The organism is Achromobacter sp. T5-5 (genome assembly GCF_055397965.1).
In genome coordinates this window covers 2,344,685-2,359,475 of sequence record NZ_AP027919.1, presented here as the reverse complement: position 1 = coordinate 2,359,475, position 14,791 = coordinate 2,344,685, and the positions used below count along the sequence as shown (strand labels likewise).

The window sequence follows — 14,791 nt, the reverse complement described above, 5'->3', positions numbered from 1 at the left end:
GCACGACATGATCATCTCAACTAAAAACATCGAAGCGCTACTGGACTTCGGATGCCAACGCAAATTCAATGCGGGCGAATCGATGATCAGGCTGCAGACGGAAGGCGTTGCCGCGCTCTGCAACATCCTGCGCAAGCGTGGCGTTGCCTACCTTGCGGACGAAGTGGGCCTTGGCAAGACCATGCAGGCGCTGGGCGTGGCAGCATGGTTCATCAACCAGAATCCCGCCGCAAGGATTTTGGTGATAACTCCGCGCGAAAATGTGCAAGACGGGTGGAGAAAAGAGTTCGATCGCTTTAGAGAACTGGTGTGGAAGGGGGAACCAAGACTCCACATGGTGCAGCGTGGCAACCTGTGTAGCTGGCTGGCAGACCTTAAGAGATCTGAAGACGATGGCCTGCCGAGAATCGACTTGCTGCGTCATCCGAGCTTCACCCGGCCGATCTTCCTTCCGACAAACGAGACCGACTGGCGCGGCGCAGTTGCAAGGCTCGGCCTTACCCACATCGACACGTTTCCACAACATGTCCCGAGCGGTCCCGTCGAAGACCGAAGCTACCGGTTCAACACCGTATTTGCGACACGGGTGAATGCCTGGCTGGAGCAACAAGACATCGAATTCGACCTGATCATCGTCGACGAAGCCCAATGCCTACGCAACGAGAATCAGACCAACGACGTGCTTCACAATATCCTGGCTGGTAGGGGAAAAAATTGGCTCTTCCTGAGCGCTACTCCGGCGCACTCCGGAGTGGGTAACATTGCGACGATACTGAACAGGTATCCGGGAAAAGGCGAACTGATCACCCAGGACAAGCTGGCGGACGCCGGCAACTACAAGTCATTGCGACAAGTCTTGAAGCAATACATGATCCGCCGTCCCAGGACCTTTCAAATTGGCAAACGGACGCTTCACAAAACGGACTACCGCCACGAAGACCGAGAGTCGCTCGCCATCGCATGCGAGTCACCTCTTGGCATTCTTTCCGTCGCGCTGGTCCAGAAACGGCTGGTCGATCTGTTGGAAGGTCGCGGCAACCGATTCCGCAGCGGATATATGGCCTCCTTCGAGAGCCTGGAAGAGTCACTGCGTAATCATAAGCGGCGGCGGCAATCAGAACAGCGCGCACCGATCCAGGCGAGGGACGAGGCGCAGGATCCCGAAGCGCATCAGTCGGACTTTCACAACGAAGCACATGTGCGCCCCCAGGAAACCACGGCGCCGGATTCGGAACTTGTCAGCGCGCTGGCCGGCGACTTCCACAAGCAGTTCAACTTGACGCTGCCTCACCCTAAGGTGGATGCGGTGGAAGAAGATCTTTCACTTTACGCGTTGGGCGACAGAAGCAGCGGACTGGCTGGCGGCGTAAAGACGCTGGTGTTTTGCCGCCGGATCAGCAGCGTAAAGGTTCTACGACAGCGGATAATGCAACGGTATCTGTCGTCGATCGAAACCCGCTGCGCGACAGTGTGGAACGAGCCGTTGAACTGGGAAACGGGCTTTCCCGCCGTTGATGAGCCGGTCAACGAGCATTCCGAAGATGCTGGAATGCCTTACGAGACTACCGAAGCAGGCGAGGACGAAGACGACACCAACAAATTTCGGGTCGCTCTGCGCACCCAGAATTGGCTCCACAAATTCCGGGCGACGTTCGACGACGGACAGAGACATGCGCTGTTTTTCGAACAAAACTGGTTTTTGCGTCTATGCAGCGAGGGCGGTGTCACTGTGGACGACGCCGTCGCTCGCATACCACGCCCGCTTTGGCAAGAATCTCATGCTTTCGCAACTCGGAACGGCAAGCGCCACCGCCGCGCTCAGTTTCGATATCTGGTCTGGCATTGCCTGGACCGGCATGCCGATTCGGTCTTTCAGCTCTCGGATGAAAGAGCTGCCTTTTGGCGCGACGTGCTCCGCCACGTTTACGTCAAGGAAATCGCCGTGCATCAAGGAGAAGCCACGGAGAAGACTGACGACCGAGTCGACAAGAATCTGCTGGGCTTTGCGTCTCTCTGGGATCGCGTGGAGGAGTCTGAACAAGGGGAGAACCTTGCTCTCCCGGGTTCGAAAGTGGGGGAGACTTGCTGCAAGCTGCTCCTATGGAGGCAGGTAATCAGTTCGGTGCTTAGCCAGTATCTGCGGCTAACCGACACCCTGTTAGACCTGTGTTGCGCGGACAGGCAAGCTCGGAGACGTGGCGGAACGATGTTGGACGCCTTCGTGCGATGGCTGAACAGCGAAGATATTGACGCAGTGCGCCTGCGTGGCATCTGGCATGCATGGACGACCCAGTATGAACTGATCTTCTCGTCAGCTATAGGCGAGGCAATGAGTAGTAATTTGCAGCAACGCGCCGGCCAGGACGATTTCGATTTCCTCCATGCGCTGGATCCCGTCGTTGGCATCACTGGCGGAGGCGGCGGCAATAAGCGTGCGATTCAGCAGTTCAACACCCCCGGCATGCCCTACGTCATGATTGGGACCGACACCATCCGCGAAGGAGTGAACCTGCATCTATATTGTGATCGGGTGATGCACTACGGTCTGGCATGGACGCCCGGAGATCTGGAACAGCGAGTGGGTCGGGTAGATCGCTACTTCGGCCAAATCGAACGTCGCTTGACGGTGGCACCGAACGATGCGCCAAAACTGCACATTTCTTATCCGCACCTCGTCGATAGCGTCGAGCGCCAACAGATCGACGCTGTCATGCAGCGCAAACTTCAAAGCGATTCGGCTGTGGATGGAGCTTTTATCTCGACGCTCGCGAGCCATGGAGACGACGAGATTCAGATCGACGCCGTGACGCCCCGCAGAGCCACTGTCTTTGTCCCAACTATTGACAACAGCTTCGGCACGGCTCGGCACCTGCCAAGATGGGACCGACCCACTGACCAGATCTGACTGAACCCGGCCTCTCATCTTCACAATGGGAGGCCGGATACCTCTATGGCGCTCGCATCGCTACAGCGCCCGTCCCACGATCAACGAATCGATCGCCATCTGCGGATCGTCGCTCTTGCCTTCGTACGGCACGCGGCTCAGCACATAACGCATGGCGTTCAGCCGCGCGCGCTTCTTGCAGTCGGACTTGACCACGATCCAGGGCGCGTCCGCAGTGTCGGTATGCGCGAACATGGCTTCCTTGGCGCGCGTGTAGTCGTCCCACTTGTCCAGCGACGCCAGGTCCACCGGGCTCAGTTTCCATTGCTTGAGCGGATGCACCTTGCGCTGCATGAAGCGGCGGCGCTGCTCTTCCTGGCTGACCGAAAACCACAGCTTGATCAGGATGATGCCGCTGCTGACCAGGTGGCGCTCAAAATCGGGCGTCTGCCGCAGGAACGCAAGGTATTCGTCCTGCGTGCAAAAGCCCATCACGCGCTCGACGCCCGCGCGGTTGTACCAGGACCGGTCGAACATGACGATCTCGCCGGCGGTCGGCAGGTGCTGTACGTAGCGCTGGAAATACCACTGGCCCTTTTCGGTATCGGACGGCTTTTCCAGCGCGACCACGCGCGCGCCGCGCGGATTCAGGTGTTCCATCATGCGCTTGATGGTGCCGCCCTTGCCTGCCGCGTCGCGGCCTTCAAACAGGATCACGACGCGCTGGCCGGTGGCCTTGACCCAGGCCTGGAGCTTGAGCAGCTCGACTTGCAGCTGGTACTTCTGCTTTTCGTAATTGCGGCGCAGCATGCGGTGGCGGTATGGGTAGATGCCTTCGCGCCAATCCACCGCCAGTTCGTCGTCCGGATTGCGGCGCGAGCGAGGCGCCTGCCTATTGGCCTCGAGCAGCGCGCGATGCACGGCCTGCGCGTCGTCGGCAGACAGCTCGTCGATGACGCTGCGCAGGGCCTCATGGGCCTGCCCGGGCTCGCCGACCCGATAGCGGCCCGCAATGTCGGCCAGCACCGCCACGGTCTCCTGCCGCGCCGCGTCCTGGCGCGCGGCCACGCGCTTGCGGATTTCGACGACGGGTTCTGCGGCGGCGTTGGCGGCGGTCCCGGCGTCGGCCACGGTCCCGGCGGCGGGCTGCCCCTCGGGCGCGGCGTCAGGCGCCGCGGCGGCTTTCAAGGCCGCTTGGCTCCCGGCCACGGCCCCCGCGGAACGCTTGGCGGGCGCGCGGCGGCCGCTCGCCGTGCGCTTGGCAGCGCCCGCGGTGCCGGCAGCACGCTTTTCTGCGGTGGCGGCGTCTTGTTCGAGGGCTTGAGATGTCTTGTCGGTCATTGATCCTGTCCTTGCTGCGCATGATTGCCCGGCCAGGGCGGCCAGTCGCCGGCGACCCGTCAGGCAAAACTCCAACCCTAACGCGCCGCTGGGCGCGCGGCGTTGATGGGGATCAATGGTTGTAACATTTTTGCACCGACCCGCCCCCATTACACTGCGCGTTTCGTCACTCAGTTCGCACCGCCATGTGGTCATTCATCAGAAAATGGCTGGCCGGCCCGCCGGCGCCCGAGGATCCCTTGCGCGAAACCGTGCGGTTCGAAGACGCCGGCCTCACGCGGTCGGGCGAACTCGCGCGCGCCATGGGGCTGCAGGAGTTCTGGCCGTGGAGCGACATCCACGAATTCGGATTCCTGTTCACGCAGGCGATCTATCCGGACCCCTGGTTCGGCGATTACATGGAAGGCCTGTGGTTCGTGCGCGTGCCCAGCGACGGCGGCGGACTGATGCGGATGGATTTCGACGCCGCCGTGCTGGACGTCGACCATCTGCCCCCCGCCCTGCTGCGCAACCTGCCGGGGCTGGACTTGGAAGTCCTGCGGGCCGGCCTGGCCACCGCCGCGCGCGGCCCGCGCCACTTCGAGGGCGAAGGCGAATGGGTCGCCTGGCGGCGCGCTGGCGCCGATTGACGGGGCTGGAACGAGTCTTTACAGTCCAAGGGCCATATCCCGTTTTCGTGCGCGACATGACCCATCCGCAAGCGCCCGCCTCGACCGCCGGCCCGGCGGCCCCGGCAGCGAAGCCGCCTGAACCGGGCTGGCTCCTGAAAGCCGCCACCTGTCTGGTCTATTCCGGGATGCTGGCGTGGACGGTCTACAGCCGCCGTCCCGGCACCCTGCAGGAGGTCGCCATGCTGGCCGTGGGCAGCGCGCTCGTGGTGGCTGTCTTCCTGCTCATCGTCCTTGGCGTCTTTTCTCTCTGGAAGCGCTTTCGCACGCCGCGCAACCGGCTGCGCATCGTGCTGGGCACGGGCGTGTTCCTGCTGGCCGCCGTGGCCGCGCCCCTGGCCGAGCGCCATCACCAGGACCGGCAGCGCGACATCGCCAATGCCGAAATCCGCAAAGCCATCGACGCGTTGCGCCTGCAGGCGGGCGGCGGCAGCGGCGCGCCCGAGGACGTGCCCGACATCGACCCCGCGCCCAAGGCCTCGGGTCCCTACGGCGAAATGGAGCGGGCCCTGAAGACCGTGGCCGGCGAACGGCTGGCACAGCATCGCGCCTATCTGCAGGAACTGAAGGAGATCGGCCTGCCGCGGCTCTTCGACGCCAGCCGGCTGGCGCGCGACTCGGGCCTGATCGAAAGCCGCCTCATCCTGGAACAGGCGGAAAAGCTCGTGCCCGGCTACCGCCAGCGCAGCCTGGAGATATTGAACGCCATGCCCGCGTTGGTGCGTTCGCTGTCGATTTCCGATTCCGAAAAGGCGAAGATCCTGAAAGCGCTGCAGGACTCCCGGGCGGCCAGTACCGAGAAACTCACCCGCGTCTGGGACCTGGAGACGCGGATCCTGCGCGAATTCGGCCTGATGATCACGCTGCTCGATGACAACCGGCAGTTCTGGTATGCGGACCGGACCGAGCTGATGTTCGGCCGCGACGACGACCTGCGCCGCTTTCATCAGCACCAGGACGCCGTCAACCGCATGGCCCGCGAGCAGGAGCGGCTGGCGACCCAATCCCTGGCTGCCATGCCGCAGGCGCAACTGCGCTGATCCCCGCGGGCTGCCGGCCGCGCGCCGCGCCTTGCGCCGCCGCCTAGAAAGGCTTGACCACCACCAGCGTCACGATGGCCGCGGCCGCCAGGACGGTGAACGGCGCGTGCAGGTCCAGCATGGGCGGGCGGCGGTCGCTGCCGCCGGCCATGCGACGCAGCGATGCGCTTTGCATGCCCAGCAAGGCCGACAGGCTTAGCGCGAAAGCCACTTTGACCCAGATCCAGTTCATGGCGAACCAGCCGAAGGTCATGGCCAGGTGCAGGCCGATGAGCCAGGTGATGACCATGGCGGGGGTGGTGACATAGAGCGTCCAGCGGCGCAGGACGTGCAGCATCCTGCGCTCCTTGGGCGCCTCGTCGCCGGACTGCGGCTGCGAGGTCAGGAGGAACATGGACACGAAGAGCGAGCCCGCAAGCCAGGCCACGGCGGCCGCGACGTGGGCCATTTTCAGAAGTTGGTAGGTCATGGCCGGCATTATCGCCGCCCGCGGCCAGGGCGGCGCGCCGGGCCGGCGCGGGCGGCTTGCGCTACGGCAAACCCGCGCGCGTTCTGCGACGGGCGCGGGCCAATGCGTTACCGCGCGCCAGTCAGTTCGCCGTCTGCGCGGCAGGCGGATTTTCGGGCGATCCTGCGGCAGGCGATCCTGCGGCAGGCGACCCTGCGGCAGGCGCTCCTGCACCAGGCGCCCCCGCGGCTGACGCCCCCTCGGCAGGCGTTGCAGCGGGAGATGCCCCCGCCTCGGGCGACCCGGCCTTTGCCGCGCCATCAATGGACGGGGCCGGCGCCGCCGCAGGCGCGGCTTTCTCGCCGTCCGCGGCTGCCGGATTCAGCGTGTCCGCGGGCGCATCCGGCGACGCGACGGGTTCGGCCGGCGCGGGCGTCGGCTTGGGCGCGGCGGTCTTGCCGCGGGCGGGTGGCGGCTGGTGCGGCGCGGCGGCGGCCTGCGCATCCGGCAGGAAACGCTGCAGCAACTGGAAGAACCCGTCATAGAACTTGGGCCGCGTCACCGTCTGGCTGGCGGTCTTGACCAACGAGTCGTCGCTGCCGCCGAACGGCATGGACACCTGGCCCAGGACGCTCACGCCGACGCTGGCGGAATTGCCCGTGCGCTTGATCGAATAGCGGTCCTGCACGGCATTCGCAAAAACGGTCGCGCGCTCGTTCGAGCTGGCGTCCGACGCGCACTCGACGTTGAAGCTGATCTGCGTATGCTGCCCGTCCTCGCCTTCGAAATTCTTGTGGCCCGTGACGCGATTCGGTTCGTATTTGTCGATGTTGTATCCCTGGCTGAGCAGGGCCCGGCGCCCCGCGTCGCAAGCCGCGCTGCTGGCGGCCGAGAAACTGCGCGAGTAGGTGTCGCTCTGCGCGAAGTCCTCGCGCTCATAGACGGGCTTGGGGGTGGAACATCCGGCCAGGACGGCCGCCGCAAGGGCGGCCAGGGGAAAGGCAATACGGCGGGTGACGCGAGGCATGACGGGTCCTGCTCTGGGCAACGAGGTGCATTATGGGCCAGGATACAGGACCCGTTATTGGGGACGGGCCGCATTGGAGACAGGTTGAAACAGATTCCAGGGCGTCGGTTTCACACCCTCACACAGCGCACCTCATGTCCCGGCGCGACCGGCACGATGCCGGGCACGGCCTCCCGGCAGCGCGCCTCGGCGTAGGCGCAGCGCGGCGCGAAGGCGCAACCCGGCGGCAAGGCGGCCAGATCGGGCGGCGACCCCGGAATGGTCTGCAGGCGTTGGCCCTTTTGCATGGCGCCGTGCGCCCGGCCGTGCAGCAGGGCCTGCGTGTACGGATGGCGCGGCGCACGCAGCAGGTCCGCCAGCGTGCCCTGCTCCACGATGCGCCCGCCGTACATGACGGCGACGCGGTCGGCGATTTCGGCCGCCGCGCCGATGTCATGCGTGACGAAGACGATGGACAGTCCCAGCTCGCGTTGCAGTTCCCGCAACAGCAGCAGGATCTGGATCTGCACCGTGGCGTCCAGCGCCGTCGTGGGTTCGTCCGCCAGCAGCACCTTCGGCGAACACGACAAGGCCAGCGCGATCATCGCCCGTTGCCGCATGCCGCCGGACATTTCGTGCGGATAGGCCTGCAGCCGCCGTTCCGGACTGGGAATGCGCACGCGCTCGAAGAGCGACAGCGCCCGCGCGCGCGCCTCGGCCGCGCTCTTGCCGGTGTGCCGCCGCACCATTTCCTCGATCTGCCGGCCCAGCGTGTAGACCGGGTCCAGCGCCAGCAGGGGCTCCTGAAAGACCATGGACACCACCGGGCCGCGCATCGCGGCAAGCTCGCGCGCGTTCATGCCCAGCACGTCGCGTCCGTCGACGATCATCTCGCCGCGCATGCGGGTGCGGCGTGGCGGATGCAGGCGCATCAGCGCGCGCAGCGTGACGCTCTTGCCGGAGCCGGACTCGCCGATGAGCGCCACGGCCTCGCCGCGCGCCACGTCCAGGCTGACGCCGCTGAGCGCCTGCACCGTCTTGGCGCCCGCCTGGAAGGCGACCTCCAGGTTCCGGATGCTGACCAGGGGTTGTGCGGCGGGCGTCATGACAGGGCTCCAGAGGCGGCGTAGCCGGAATCGGGCTGATGCATGAGGCAGCGCACGGCGTGGCCGTCGTTCTGCGTCATGACGGGGGCCTCGCGCGCGCACGCGGCCCGCGCCTGCGCGCAGCGCGTGTGGAAGCGGCAGCCCGAGGGCGGATCGATGGGATTGGGCGGATCGCCCGACAGCGGCGCGGTCTCGGTGCGCACGCCGGGTTCGGTCGATGGCATGGACCGCAGCAGCGCCTGCGTATAGGGATGGCGCGGCGCGTCGAACACCTGGTCCACCGGCCCCAGTTCGACGACCTGGCCCAGGTACATGACCATCACGCGATCCGAGATGTACCGCACCACGTTCAGGTCGTGGCTGATGAACATATAGGTCAGGCCGAAATCGTCCTTCAGGTCCAGCAGCAGGTTCAGCACCTGCGCTTCCACGGACTTGTCCAGCGCCGACACCGCCTCGTCCAGGATCACGAGGCGCGGGTTCAAAGCCAGCGCGCGCGCGATGTTGACCCGCTGGCGCTGCCCGCCGGACAGCTCGTGCGGATATCGGCCCGCAAAGCGCTGCGCGTCGAGCCCCACCCTGCCCAGCAGGCTGCGCGCGGCGGTGATGGCCTCGCCCGCGCGGCTGCCGTGCACGCGCGGCCCGAAGGCAATGGAGTCCTCGATGGTCATGCGCGGATTCAGCGACGAATAGCTGTCCTGGAACACCATCTGCGTCTGCCGCCGGAATTCGCGCAGCGCCAGCGCGCGCGATCCGACCGCCACGCCGTCGAACACCAGCTCTCCGCGATCCTGCCCGATGAGCTGCATGACCAGCCGCGCCGTGGTGGATTTGCCGCAGCCGGACTCGCCCACCACGCCCAGCGTTTCGCCCTTCTTCACGTCGAAATCCACGCCGTCGACCGCGCGCACGGCGCCGCCGCCGCGTCGCGACAGAAAATCGCGCTTGAGCGGAAAGTGCTTGACCAGGCCGCGCACGCTGAGCAGCGGCTGCGCCGGTCCGCCCAGGTCCGGGTGCGCGGGAGGCCGCGCGTCGATGAAACCGTTCATTCCTTGACCTCCATGGCGGAGCGCAGTCCGTCGGACAGCAGGTTGAAGGACATGGACGTGATGAAGATCATCACGCCCGGCAGCGCGGCCACCCAGGGCTGGGTGTAGATCGCGGTGCGCAGGGTGTTCAGCATCAGCCCCCATTCCGGCTCCGGCGGCCGCACGCCCAAGCCCAGGAACGACAGCCCGGAGGCCAGGATCATCGACACGGAAATGAGGCTGGTCGAATACACGAAGATCGGGCCCAGCACGTTGGACAGCACATGTGCCCGCACGATGGTCAGCGGCGCCGCGCCGGAGGCCCTGGCCGCATCCACGTAGTCGCTGCGCCGCACCTGCGTGGTGACGCTTTCGGCCACGCGCACGATCTGCGGCACGAACACGATGGTGAGCGAGAGGATCGCGTTGAAGATGCCGGCGCCCAGCGTGCCGGACAGCGCGATGGCCAGCAGCACCGACGGGAACGCATAGAACACGTCCACCACGCGCATGATGAGGGTGTTGGTCCAGCCGCCCGCATACCCCGCCAGGATGCCGATCGCGCTGCCCACCACGAAGGCGGCGATGACCGGGACGATGCCCATGAAGAGCGACAGGCGCGCGCCCAGCATCAGGCGCGAGAGCATGTCGCGCCCCAGTTCGTCGGCGCCCAGCGGATAGCCTTCGGTGCCGATGGGGCGCAGGCGCTTGAGCATGGATGCCTGGAAGGGATCGGCCGGCGAGATCCACGGCGCCAGGATCGCCATGACGATCAGGGCCAGGATGAGTGCGCCGGCGGCCAGGGCCACCGGGTCGCGGCGCAACCGGCGCACGACGTTGGACCAGTAGCCGGGAGAGCGCGCGATGGGCGTCGCGTTCGCGGGCGCGGCCAGGCTTGCCACGGAATCGGTCATGATCTCAGTTCCTTTCGATGCGCGGGTCGAACAGGCCTTGCAGGATGTCGACCACCAGGTTCAGGACCACGAAGAACAGCGCCAGCACCAGGATCGTGCCCTGCAAGAGCGGCAGGTCGCGCTGGAAAATGGCCGCATTCAGCAGAAAGCCCGTGCCGGGCCAGGAGAACACTGTCTCGATCAGGATGGAGCCGCCCAGCAGGTAGCCCAACTGCAGGCCCATCACGGCCAGCGCCGTGGGCGCGCAGTTCTTCACGACGTGCAGGAACACGCCCAGGTCGGTCAGGCCGCGCGCGCGCAGGCCCACGACGAATTCCTGCGACAGGGTCTCGGCCACCAGCGCGCGGACGGTGCGCGCGATGATGCCCATCGGGATCACGGACATCGTGACCGCAGGCAGGATCATGTGCCTGAAATGCGCCCAGTCCGCCACCCATTCGCCCGAGCCGCCCGGCCCCGCGCCGGTTGGCGGCAGCCACATGAGCTGCGTCGAAAAGACGATGACCAGCACCATGCCCAGCCAGTAATGCGGCACGCTGACGCCGACGACCGACATGAACGAGGCAACGCGGTCCAACGGCGAGTTGCGGTAGTAGCCGCCCACGAAACCCAGGAAGGCGCCCACGACAAAGCCCAGCAGCGTCGCCAGACAGGCGAGCCGCAAGGTGTTGCCCACGGCGTTGAAGACTTCGGCGGCCACCGGCCGGCCGCTGGCGATCGACGTGCCCAGGTCGCCATGCAGCGCGCGCCACAGCCAGCCCGCGAATTGCTCGACCAGCGGACGGTCGAAGCCGTAGAGCTGCATCAGCTGGCGCTGCAGGTCCGCCGACGCATCGGGCGGCAGGATGGAGACCAACGGATCGCCGGGCGCCAGGTGGATGAGCAGGAAACAGAGCAGCGCGACCCCCACCATGATGGGCAGGGCATACACCACGCGCCGGAAGATGTAAGACAGCATAGGCGTCACCGGCTAGGGTCCGAAGACCGCTGGAGGAGCCGCGCGCGGCCCCCCGGGAAAAATGCGCCGGACACCTCGTGGCGAGGCGTCCGGCGCGTTCAAGGTCAGTCCATGGACATCGTGGCGATGTCGATGAACCAGCTCTTGGGCTGCACCACGCCCTTGACCTTCGGCGAGATGGCGCGCGGACCCACGTCGTGCGCGATCCAGACGAAGGGCGCCTCTTCCACCACGCGCGCATGCAGCTTGGCCAGGGCGGCGTCGCGCTCGGCGGGCGTGAAGGTCGTGCGCGCATCCTTGATCAACCCGTCGATCTCGGCATTGCCGAAATAGCCCCAGTTGTTGGACGCGGGCGGGAAGGTCTTGGTGCTGACGAAACGCACGATGGCGAAGAACGGATCCATGGCCGCGAAGCTGACGTTGATCGCATCGCTGCCATTGGCGGACGGATCCTTGGCGCCCTTGCGCCAGTTGGTGAAGAGCGTGTTCCACTCCACCACGTCAAAGCTCACGTCGAAGTAGCAGTCCTTCAGGTTCTGCTGCACGAACTCGTTCATGGGCAGCGGCTGCATCTGGCCCGAACCGGACGCGGACGTCTGCACCTTGACCTTGATGGGCTTGGCCTTGGAGTACCCCGCCTCGGTCATCAGCTTGCGCGCGGCGTCCGGGTCGTACTTGATGTCGAACTTGGGATTGCCCCACCACGGGTGGCCCGGCGGCACCGTGCCCTTGGGTTCACCCATCATGCCGCCCAGCAGCTGCTTGAGCTCGCCGCGGTTCACGCACAGGTTGGCGGCCTTGCGCACGCGAGCGTCCAGCCAGGGCGAGCCTTCCTTGAACGACAGTTGCCACGGCCACACATGCGGCTGTTCGTTGGAGTAGATGATGAAGCCGCGGCCCTTGATGGCCTCGAACGCATCCGGCGCGGGCGCCTCGATCCAGTCGACCTGGCCCGACATCAGCGCCGCGGTGCGCGAGTTGGCCTCGGGCAGCGGCAGCATCACCACGCGGTCGATCTTCGGCCGGCGCTTCTCGTCCCAGTAGCCGTCGAACTTCACGACTTCCAGGCGCTCGCGCGGCACGAACTTCGACATCTTGAACGGACCCGTGCCCGAGGCATCCGCCGCGAAGGCGGCCCACGCCTTCTGCGAACGCTCGGCCGCATCGGTCACCGACGCCGGGACCTCGGCCAGCTTCTTGTTCCATTGCGCCGGCGAGGCCATGTACAGATTGGTCAGGTTGATGGGCAGGAACGAATCCGGCTCGGACGTCGTCAGCTCCACCGTCAGGTCGTCGATCTTGCGCGCGGATCTCAGCGTCGGCATGCGCGAGGCCGTCACGCCGACCTGGCTGGGATCGAATTGCGGCGCGCTCTTGTCCAGCACCTTGCCCACGTTCCACACCACGGCGTCCGCATTGAAATCGGAGCCGTCATGGAACTTCACGCCGGGACGCAGCTTGAAGACCCACTTGGTCTTGTCCGCGCCGTCCACTTCCCACGACACCGCCAGCGCGAGGATGAGCACGCTGGGCTCATCCTTCTTGGAGAGGTCCCATTGGGTCAGCCCGTCGTACATCGGAATGCCGGTAAAGCGATTGCCCTCGAAGCCCTGGTCGGGCTGGCCCAGCGTGCGGGGGATGTCGCCCGCCGTCATGCCGATGCGCAGCACCTTTTCGGCGTGCGCCGCGACGGGCGCGAGCGCCCCGGCGCCTGCGGCGGCCAGCGCGATGGCGGCGGCCAGGGTTTTGATGCGGATACTCCGTGTCTGCATTGTGATTCTCCAATGTCTTGCATGGGGTAAAGCCGTGGGAGGAATCCAACTCTGGCGCGGCGCCTGCCCGCGAGCGCGCGGCGCACGTGCACAGAGTTAGTACACAAAGTTTGTGTAAGCAATATCCATGCCATATGAAGAGGCCGCAGGCGCCCCGAGACAAGGCAGACAAGGGGTCAGGGAATACCAGAACGCCGGGCGGACCCGGCCGCGGCACCAGGGCGGCGCACCGTGCGCCGCCTTGGTGCAGGCTGACGGATCAGGGAACGAGGCCGGCCTGCGCCAACATGGCGCGCAGCAGGACGTTGCATCCCGCTTCCAGGTGTTCGGGGCGCGCGTCCTCGATCTCGTTATGGCTGATGCCGTCCTTGCACGGCACGAAGATCATGGCGGTCGGCGCCACGCGCGCCAGATAGACCGCGTCGTGGCCCGCCCCGCTGACCACGTCCATGGCCGACAGCGACAGGTCGCGCGCACCGTCGCGCACGGATTGCACCAGAGCGGGCGCAAAAGGCTGCGGCGCAAAGTGCACCACCTGCTCGACCTGCGCCGCCACGCCGCGGGCCTGCGCCGCCTTCTCCGCCGCCGCCCGCAGGGCCGCGTCCATCGCCGACAGCGTGGCGTCGTCGGCCGCGCGCAGGTCCACGGTCATGCGCACGCGGCCCGGGATGACGTTGCGGGAATTGGGAAACACGTCCATCCAGCCCACCGTGCCGCGCGCATCGGGGGCATGCGCCAGCGCGATCTCGTTCACGGCATGCACCAGGTCGGACGCGGCCAGCAGCGCATCGCGGCGCAGCGGCATCGGCGTGGGGCCGGCATGCGCCTCCACGCCGGTCAGCACCACGTCGTACCAGCGCTGGCCCAGCGCGCCCGTCACGATGCCGATGACGGTGTCGGCGGCCTCCAGCACCGGCCCCTGCTCGATGTGCGCCTCGAAATACGCACCCACCCCGCCCGGTTGCGCGGGCGGCACGGCGTGCGCGCCGTCGTAGCCGATCGCGGCCAGCGCGTCGCGCACGCTCACGCCTTCCCGGTCCTGCTGTTCCAGCGCGTGCGCCAGCGTGAACGCACCCGCATAGACCCCGGACCCCATCATCACCGGCACAAAGCGCGAGCCTTCCTCGTTGGTCCACACCGCCAGTTCCAGCGGCGCCTCGGTCTGCACGCCGGCGTCGTTCAGCGTGCGCAGCACCTCCAGGCCCGCCAGGACGCCATAGTTGCCGTCGAACTTGCCGCCCGTGGGCTGCGTGTCGATGTGGCTTCCCGTCATCACGGCGGGCAGCGCGGGGTTGCGCCCCGGGCGCCGGGCAAAGATATTGCCGATCGCATCCACGCGGACCTCACAGCCGGCCTCGCGCACCCAGCGCACGAAGAGGTCGCGTCCCTGACGGTCCAGATCGGTCAGCGCAAGCCGGCAGACGCCGCCTTTTTCGGTCGCCCCGATGCGGGCAAGATCCATCAGGGACTGCCACAGGCGCGCGCCATCGATGCGCAGGTCGGCCAAGGTCTCGGATGCGGGGGCAAGGCTCATGTGAACTCCTGGTAGGGAAACGGCCGCGGCGCCACGGCCAGGCATGCGCACGATTCTGGGCTGTGTACCAGCGCCTTGCAAATACCGGCGTC

12 protein-coding genes are annotated in these 14,791 nt (G+C 66.3%); 3 read left to right on the top strand and 9 right to left on the bottom strand.

The features are described 5' to 3' along the window. The first annotated feature begins 7 nt into the window (after positions 1-7). On the top strand, positions 8-2,905 hold the full coding sequence (locus tag ACZ50Q_RS10595; RefSeq protein WP_464081461.1) for an SNF2-related protein: 2,898 nt from the start codon (positions 8-10) through the stop codon (positions 2,903-2,905). Positions 2,906-2,965: 60 nt separating this feature from the next. Here the strand turns inward: ACZ50Q_RS10595 and ppk2 are convergent, their stop codons facing one another. Next, positions 2,966-4,225, bottom strand: a complete 1,260-nt coding sequence (gene ppk2, locus ACZ50Q_RS10590; protein WP_464081460.1) for a polyphosphate kinase 2 — start codon at positions 4,223-4,225, stop codon at positions 2,966-2,968. 185 nt (positions 4,226-4,410) lie between these two features. Between ppk2 and ACZ50Q_RS10585 the strand changes: the two genes are divergently transcribed. Together ACZ50Q_RS10585 and ACZ50Q_RS10580 are read left to right on the top strand one after the other, a co-directional pair. Continuing rightward, on the top strand, positions 4,411-4,854 hold the full coding sequence (locus ACZ50Q_RS10585) for a hypothetical protein (RefSeq protein ID WP_464081459.1): 444 nt from the start codon (positions 4,411-4,413) through the stop codon (positions 4,852-4,854). 56 nt (positions 4,855-4,910) lie between these two features. Further along, the gene (locus ACZ50Q_RS10580) at positions 4,911-5,933 is read left to right on the top strand and encodes a hypothetical protein (RefSeq protein WP_464081458.1); all 1,023 of its coding nucleotides are present in this window, start codon (positions 4,911-4,913) and stop codon (positions 5,931-5,933) included. 43 nt (positions 5,934-5,976) lie between these two features. On the opposite strand, the gene ACZ50Q_RS10575 is transcribed toward ACZ50Q_RS10580, so the two are convergent. The 8 genes from ACZ50Q_RS10575 to ACZ50Q_RS10540 form a co-directional block, all read right to left on the bottom strand. Continuing rightward, on the bottom strand, positions 5,977-6,402 hold the full coding sequence (locus ACZ50Q_RS10575) for a CopD family protein (protein WP_231952119.1): 426 nt from the start codon (positions 6,400-6,402) through the stop codon (positions 5,977-5,979). Positions 6,403-6,523: 121 nt separating this feature from the next. Beyond that, complete coding sequence (locus ACZ50Q_RS10570) at positions 6,524-7,408, bottom strand: DUF2242 domain-containing protein (protein WP_464081457.1); 885 nt, start codon at positions 7,406-7,408, stop codon at positions 6,524-6,526. Between the two features lie 110 nt (positions 7,409-7,518). Further along, positions 7,519-8,493, bottom strand: coding sequence for an ABC transporter ATP-binding protein (locus ACZ50Q_RS10565; protein WP_464081456.1), 975 nt, complete (start codon positions 8,491-8,493; stop codon positions 7,519-7,521). Continuing rightward, positions 8,490-9,542 (bottom strand): ABC transporter ATP-binding protein, encoded by a 1,053-nt coding sequence (locus tag ACZ50Q_RS10560; protein WP_464081455.1) that lies wholly within the window; start codon positions 9,540-9,542, stop codon positions 8,490-8,492. The genes ACZ50Q_RS10565 and ACZ50Q_RS10560 overlap by 4 nt, the downstream gene beginning before the upstream one ends. Next, positions 9,539-10,435 (bottom strand): ABC transporter permease, encoded by an 897-nt coding sequence (locus ACZ50Q_RS10555; RefSeq protein ID WP_092580044.1) that lies wholly within the window; start codon positions 10,433-10,435, stop codon positions 9,539-9,541. Before ACZ50Q_RS10555 ends, ACZ50Q_RS10560 begins: the two co-directional genes overlap by 4 nt. A 4-nt stretch (positions 10,436-10,439) precedes the next feature. Then, positions 10,440-11,393 (bottom strand): ABC transporter permease, encoded by a 954-nt coding sequence (locus ACZ50Q_RS10550; RefSeq protein WP_076520223.1) that lies wholly within the window; start codon positions 11,391-11,393, stop codon positions 10,440-10,442. A 104-nt stretch (positions 11,394-11,497) separates the two neighbouring features. Then, a complete protein-coding gene (locus ACZ50Q_RS10545; protein ID WP_464081454.1) occupies positions 11,498-13,165 on the bottom strand; it encodes an ABC transporter substrate-binding protein in 1,668 nt (555 codons plus the stop codon). A 259-nt stretch (positions 13,166-13,424) separates the two neighbouring features. Further along, a complete protein-coding gene (locus ACZ50Q_RS10540) occupies positions 13,425-14,699 on the bottom strand; it encodes a Zn-dependent hydrolase (RefSeq protein WP_464081453.1) in 1,275 nt (424 codons plus the stop codon). Positions 14,700-14,791: the final 92 nt, after the last annotated feature.

Excerpts from the sequence above, each read along its gene's own strand:
- ACZ50Q_RS10540 (WP_464081453.1), bottom strand. The coding sequence starts at position 14,699 with ATGAGCCTTGCCCCCGCATCCGAGACCTTGGCCGACCTGCGCATCGAT.
- ppk2 (WP_464081460.1), bottom strand. The coding sequence starts at position 4,225 with ATGACCGACAAGACATCTCAAGCCCTCGAACAAGACGCCGCCACCGCA.
- ACZ50Q_RS10585 (WP_464081459.1), top strand. The coding sequence starts at position 4,411 with ATGTGGTCATTCATCAGAAAATGGCTGGCCGGCCCGCCGGCGCCCGAG.
- ACZ50Q_RS10565 (WP_464081456.1), bottom strand. The coding sequence starts at position 8,493 with ATGACGCCCGCCGCACAACCCCTGGTCAGCATCCGGAACCTGGAGGTC.
- ACZ50Q_RS10570 (WP_464081457.1), bottom strand. The coding sequence starts at position 7,408 with ATGCCTCGCGTCACCCGCCGTATTGCCTTTCCCCTGGCCGCCCTTGCG.
- ACZ50Q_RS10595 (WP_464081461.1), top strand. The coding sequence starts at position 8 with ATGATCATCTCAACTAAAAACATCGAAGCGCTACTGGACTTCGGATGC.
- ACZ50Q_RS10580 (WP_464081458.1), top strand. The coding sequence starts at position 4,911 with ATGACCCATCCGCAAGCGCCCGCCTCGACCGCCGGCCCGGCGGCCCCG.
- ACZ50Q_RS10555 (WP_092580044.1), bottom strand. The coding sequence starts at position 10,435 with ATGACCGATTCCGTGGCAAGCCTGGCCGCGCCCGCGAACGCGACGCCC.
- ACZ50Q_RS10545 (WP_464081454.1), bottom strand. The coding sequence starts at position 13,165 with ATGCAGACACGGAGTATCCGCATCAAAACCCTGGCCGCCGCCATCGCG.
- ACZ50Q_RS10575 (WP_231952119.1), bottom strand. The coding sequence starts at position 6,402 with ATGACCTACCAACTTCTGAAAATGGCCCACGTCGCGGCCGCCGTGGCC.
- ACZ50Q_RS10560 (WP_464081455.1), bottom strand. The coding sequence starts at position 9,542 with ATGAACGGTTTCATCGACGCGCGGCCTCCCGCGCACCCGGACCTGGGC.
- ACZ50Q_RS10550 (WP_076520223.1), bottom strand. The coding sequence starts at position 11,393 with ATGCTGTCTTACATCTTCCGGCGCGTGGTGTATGCCCTGCCCATCATG.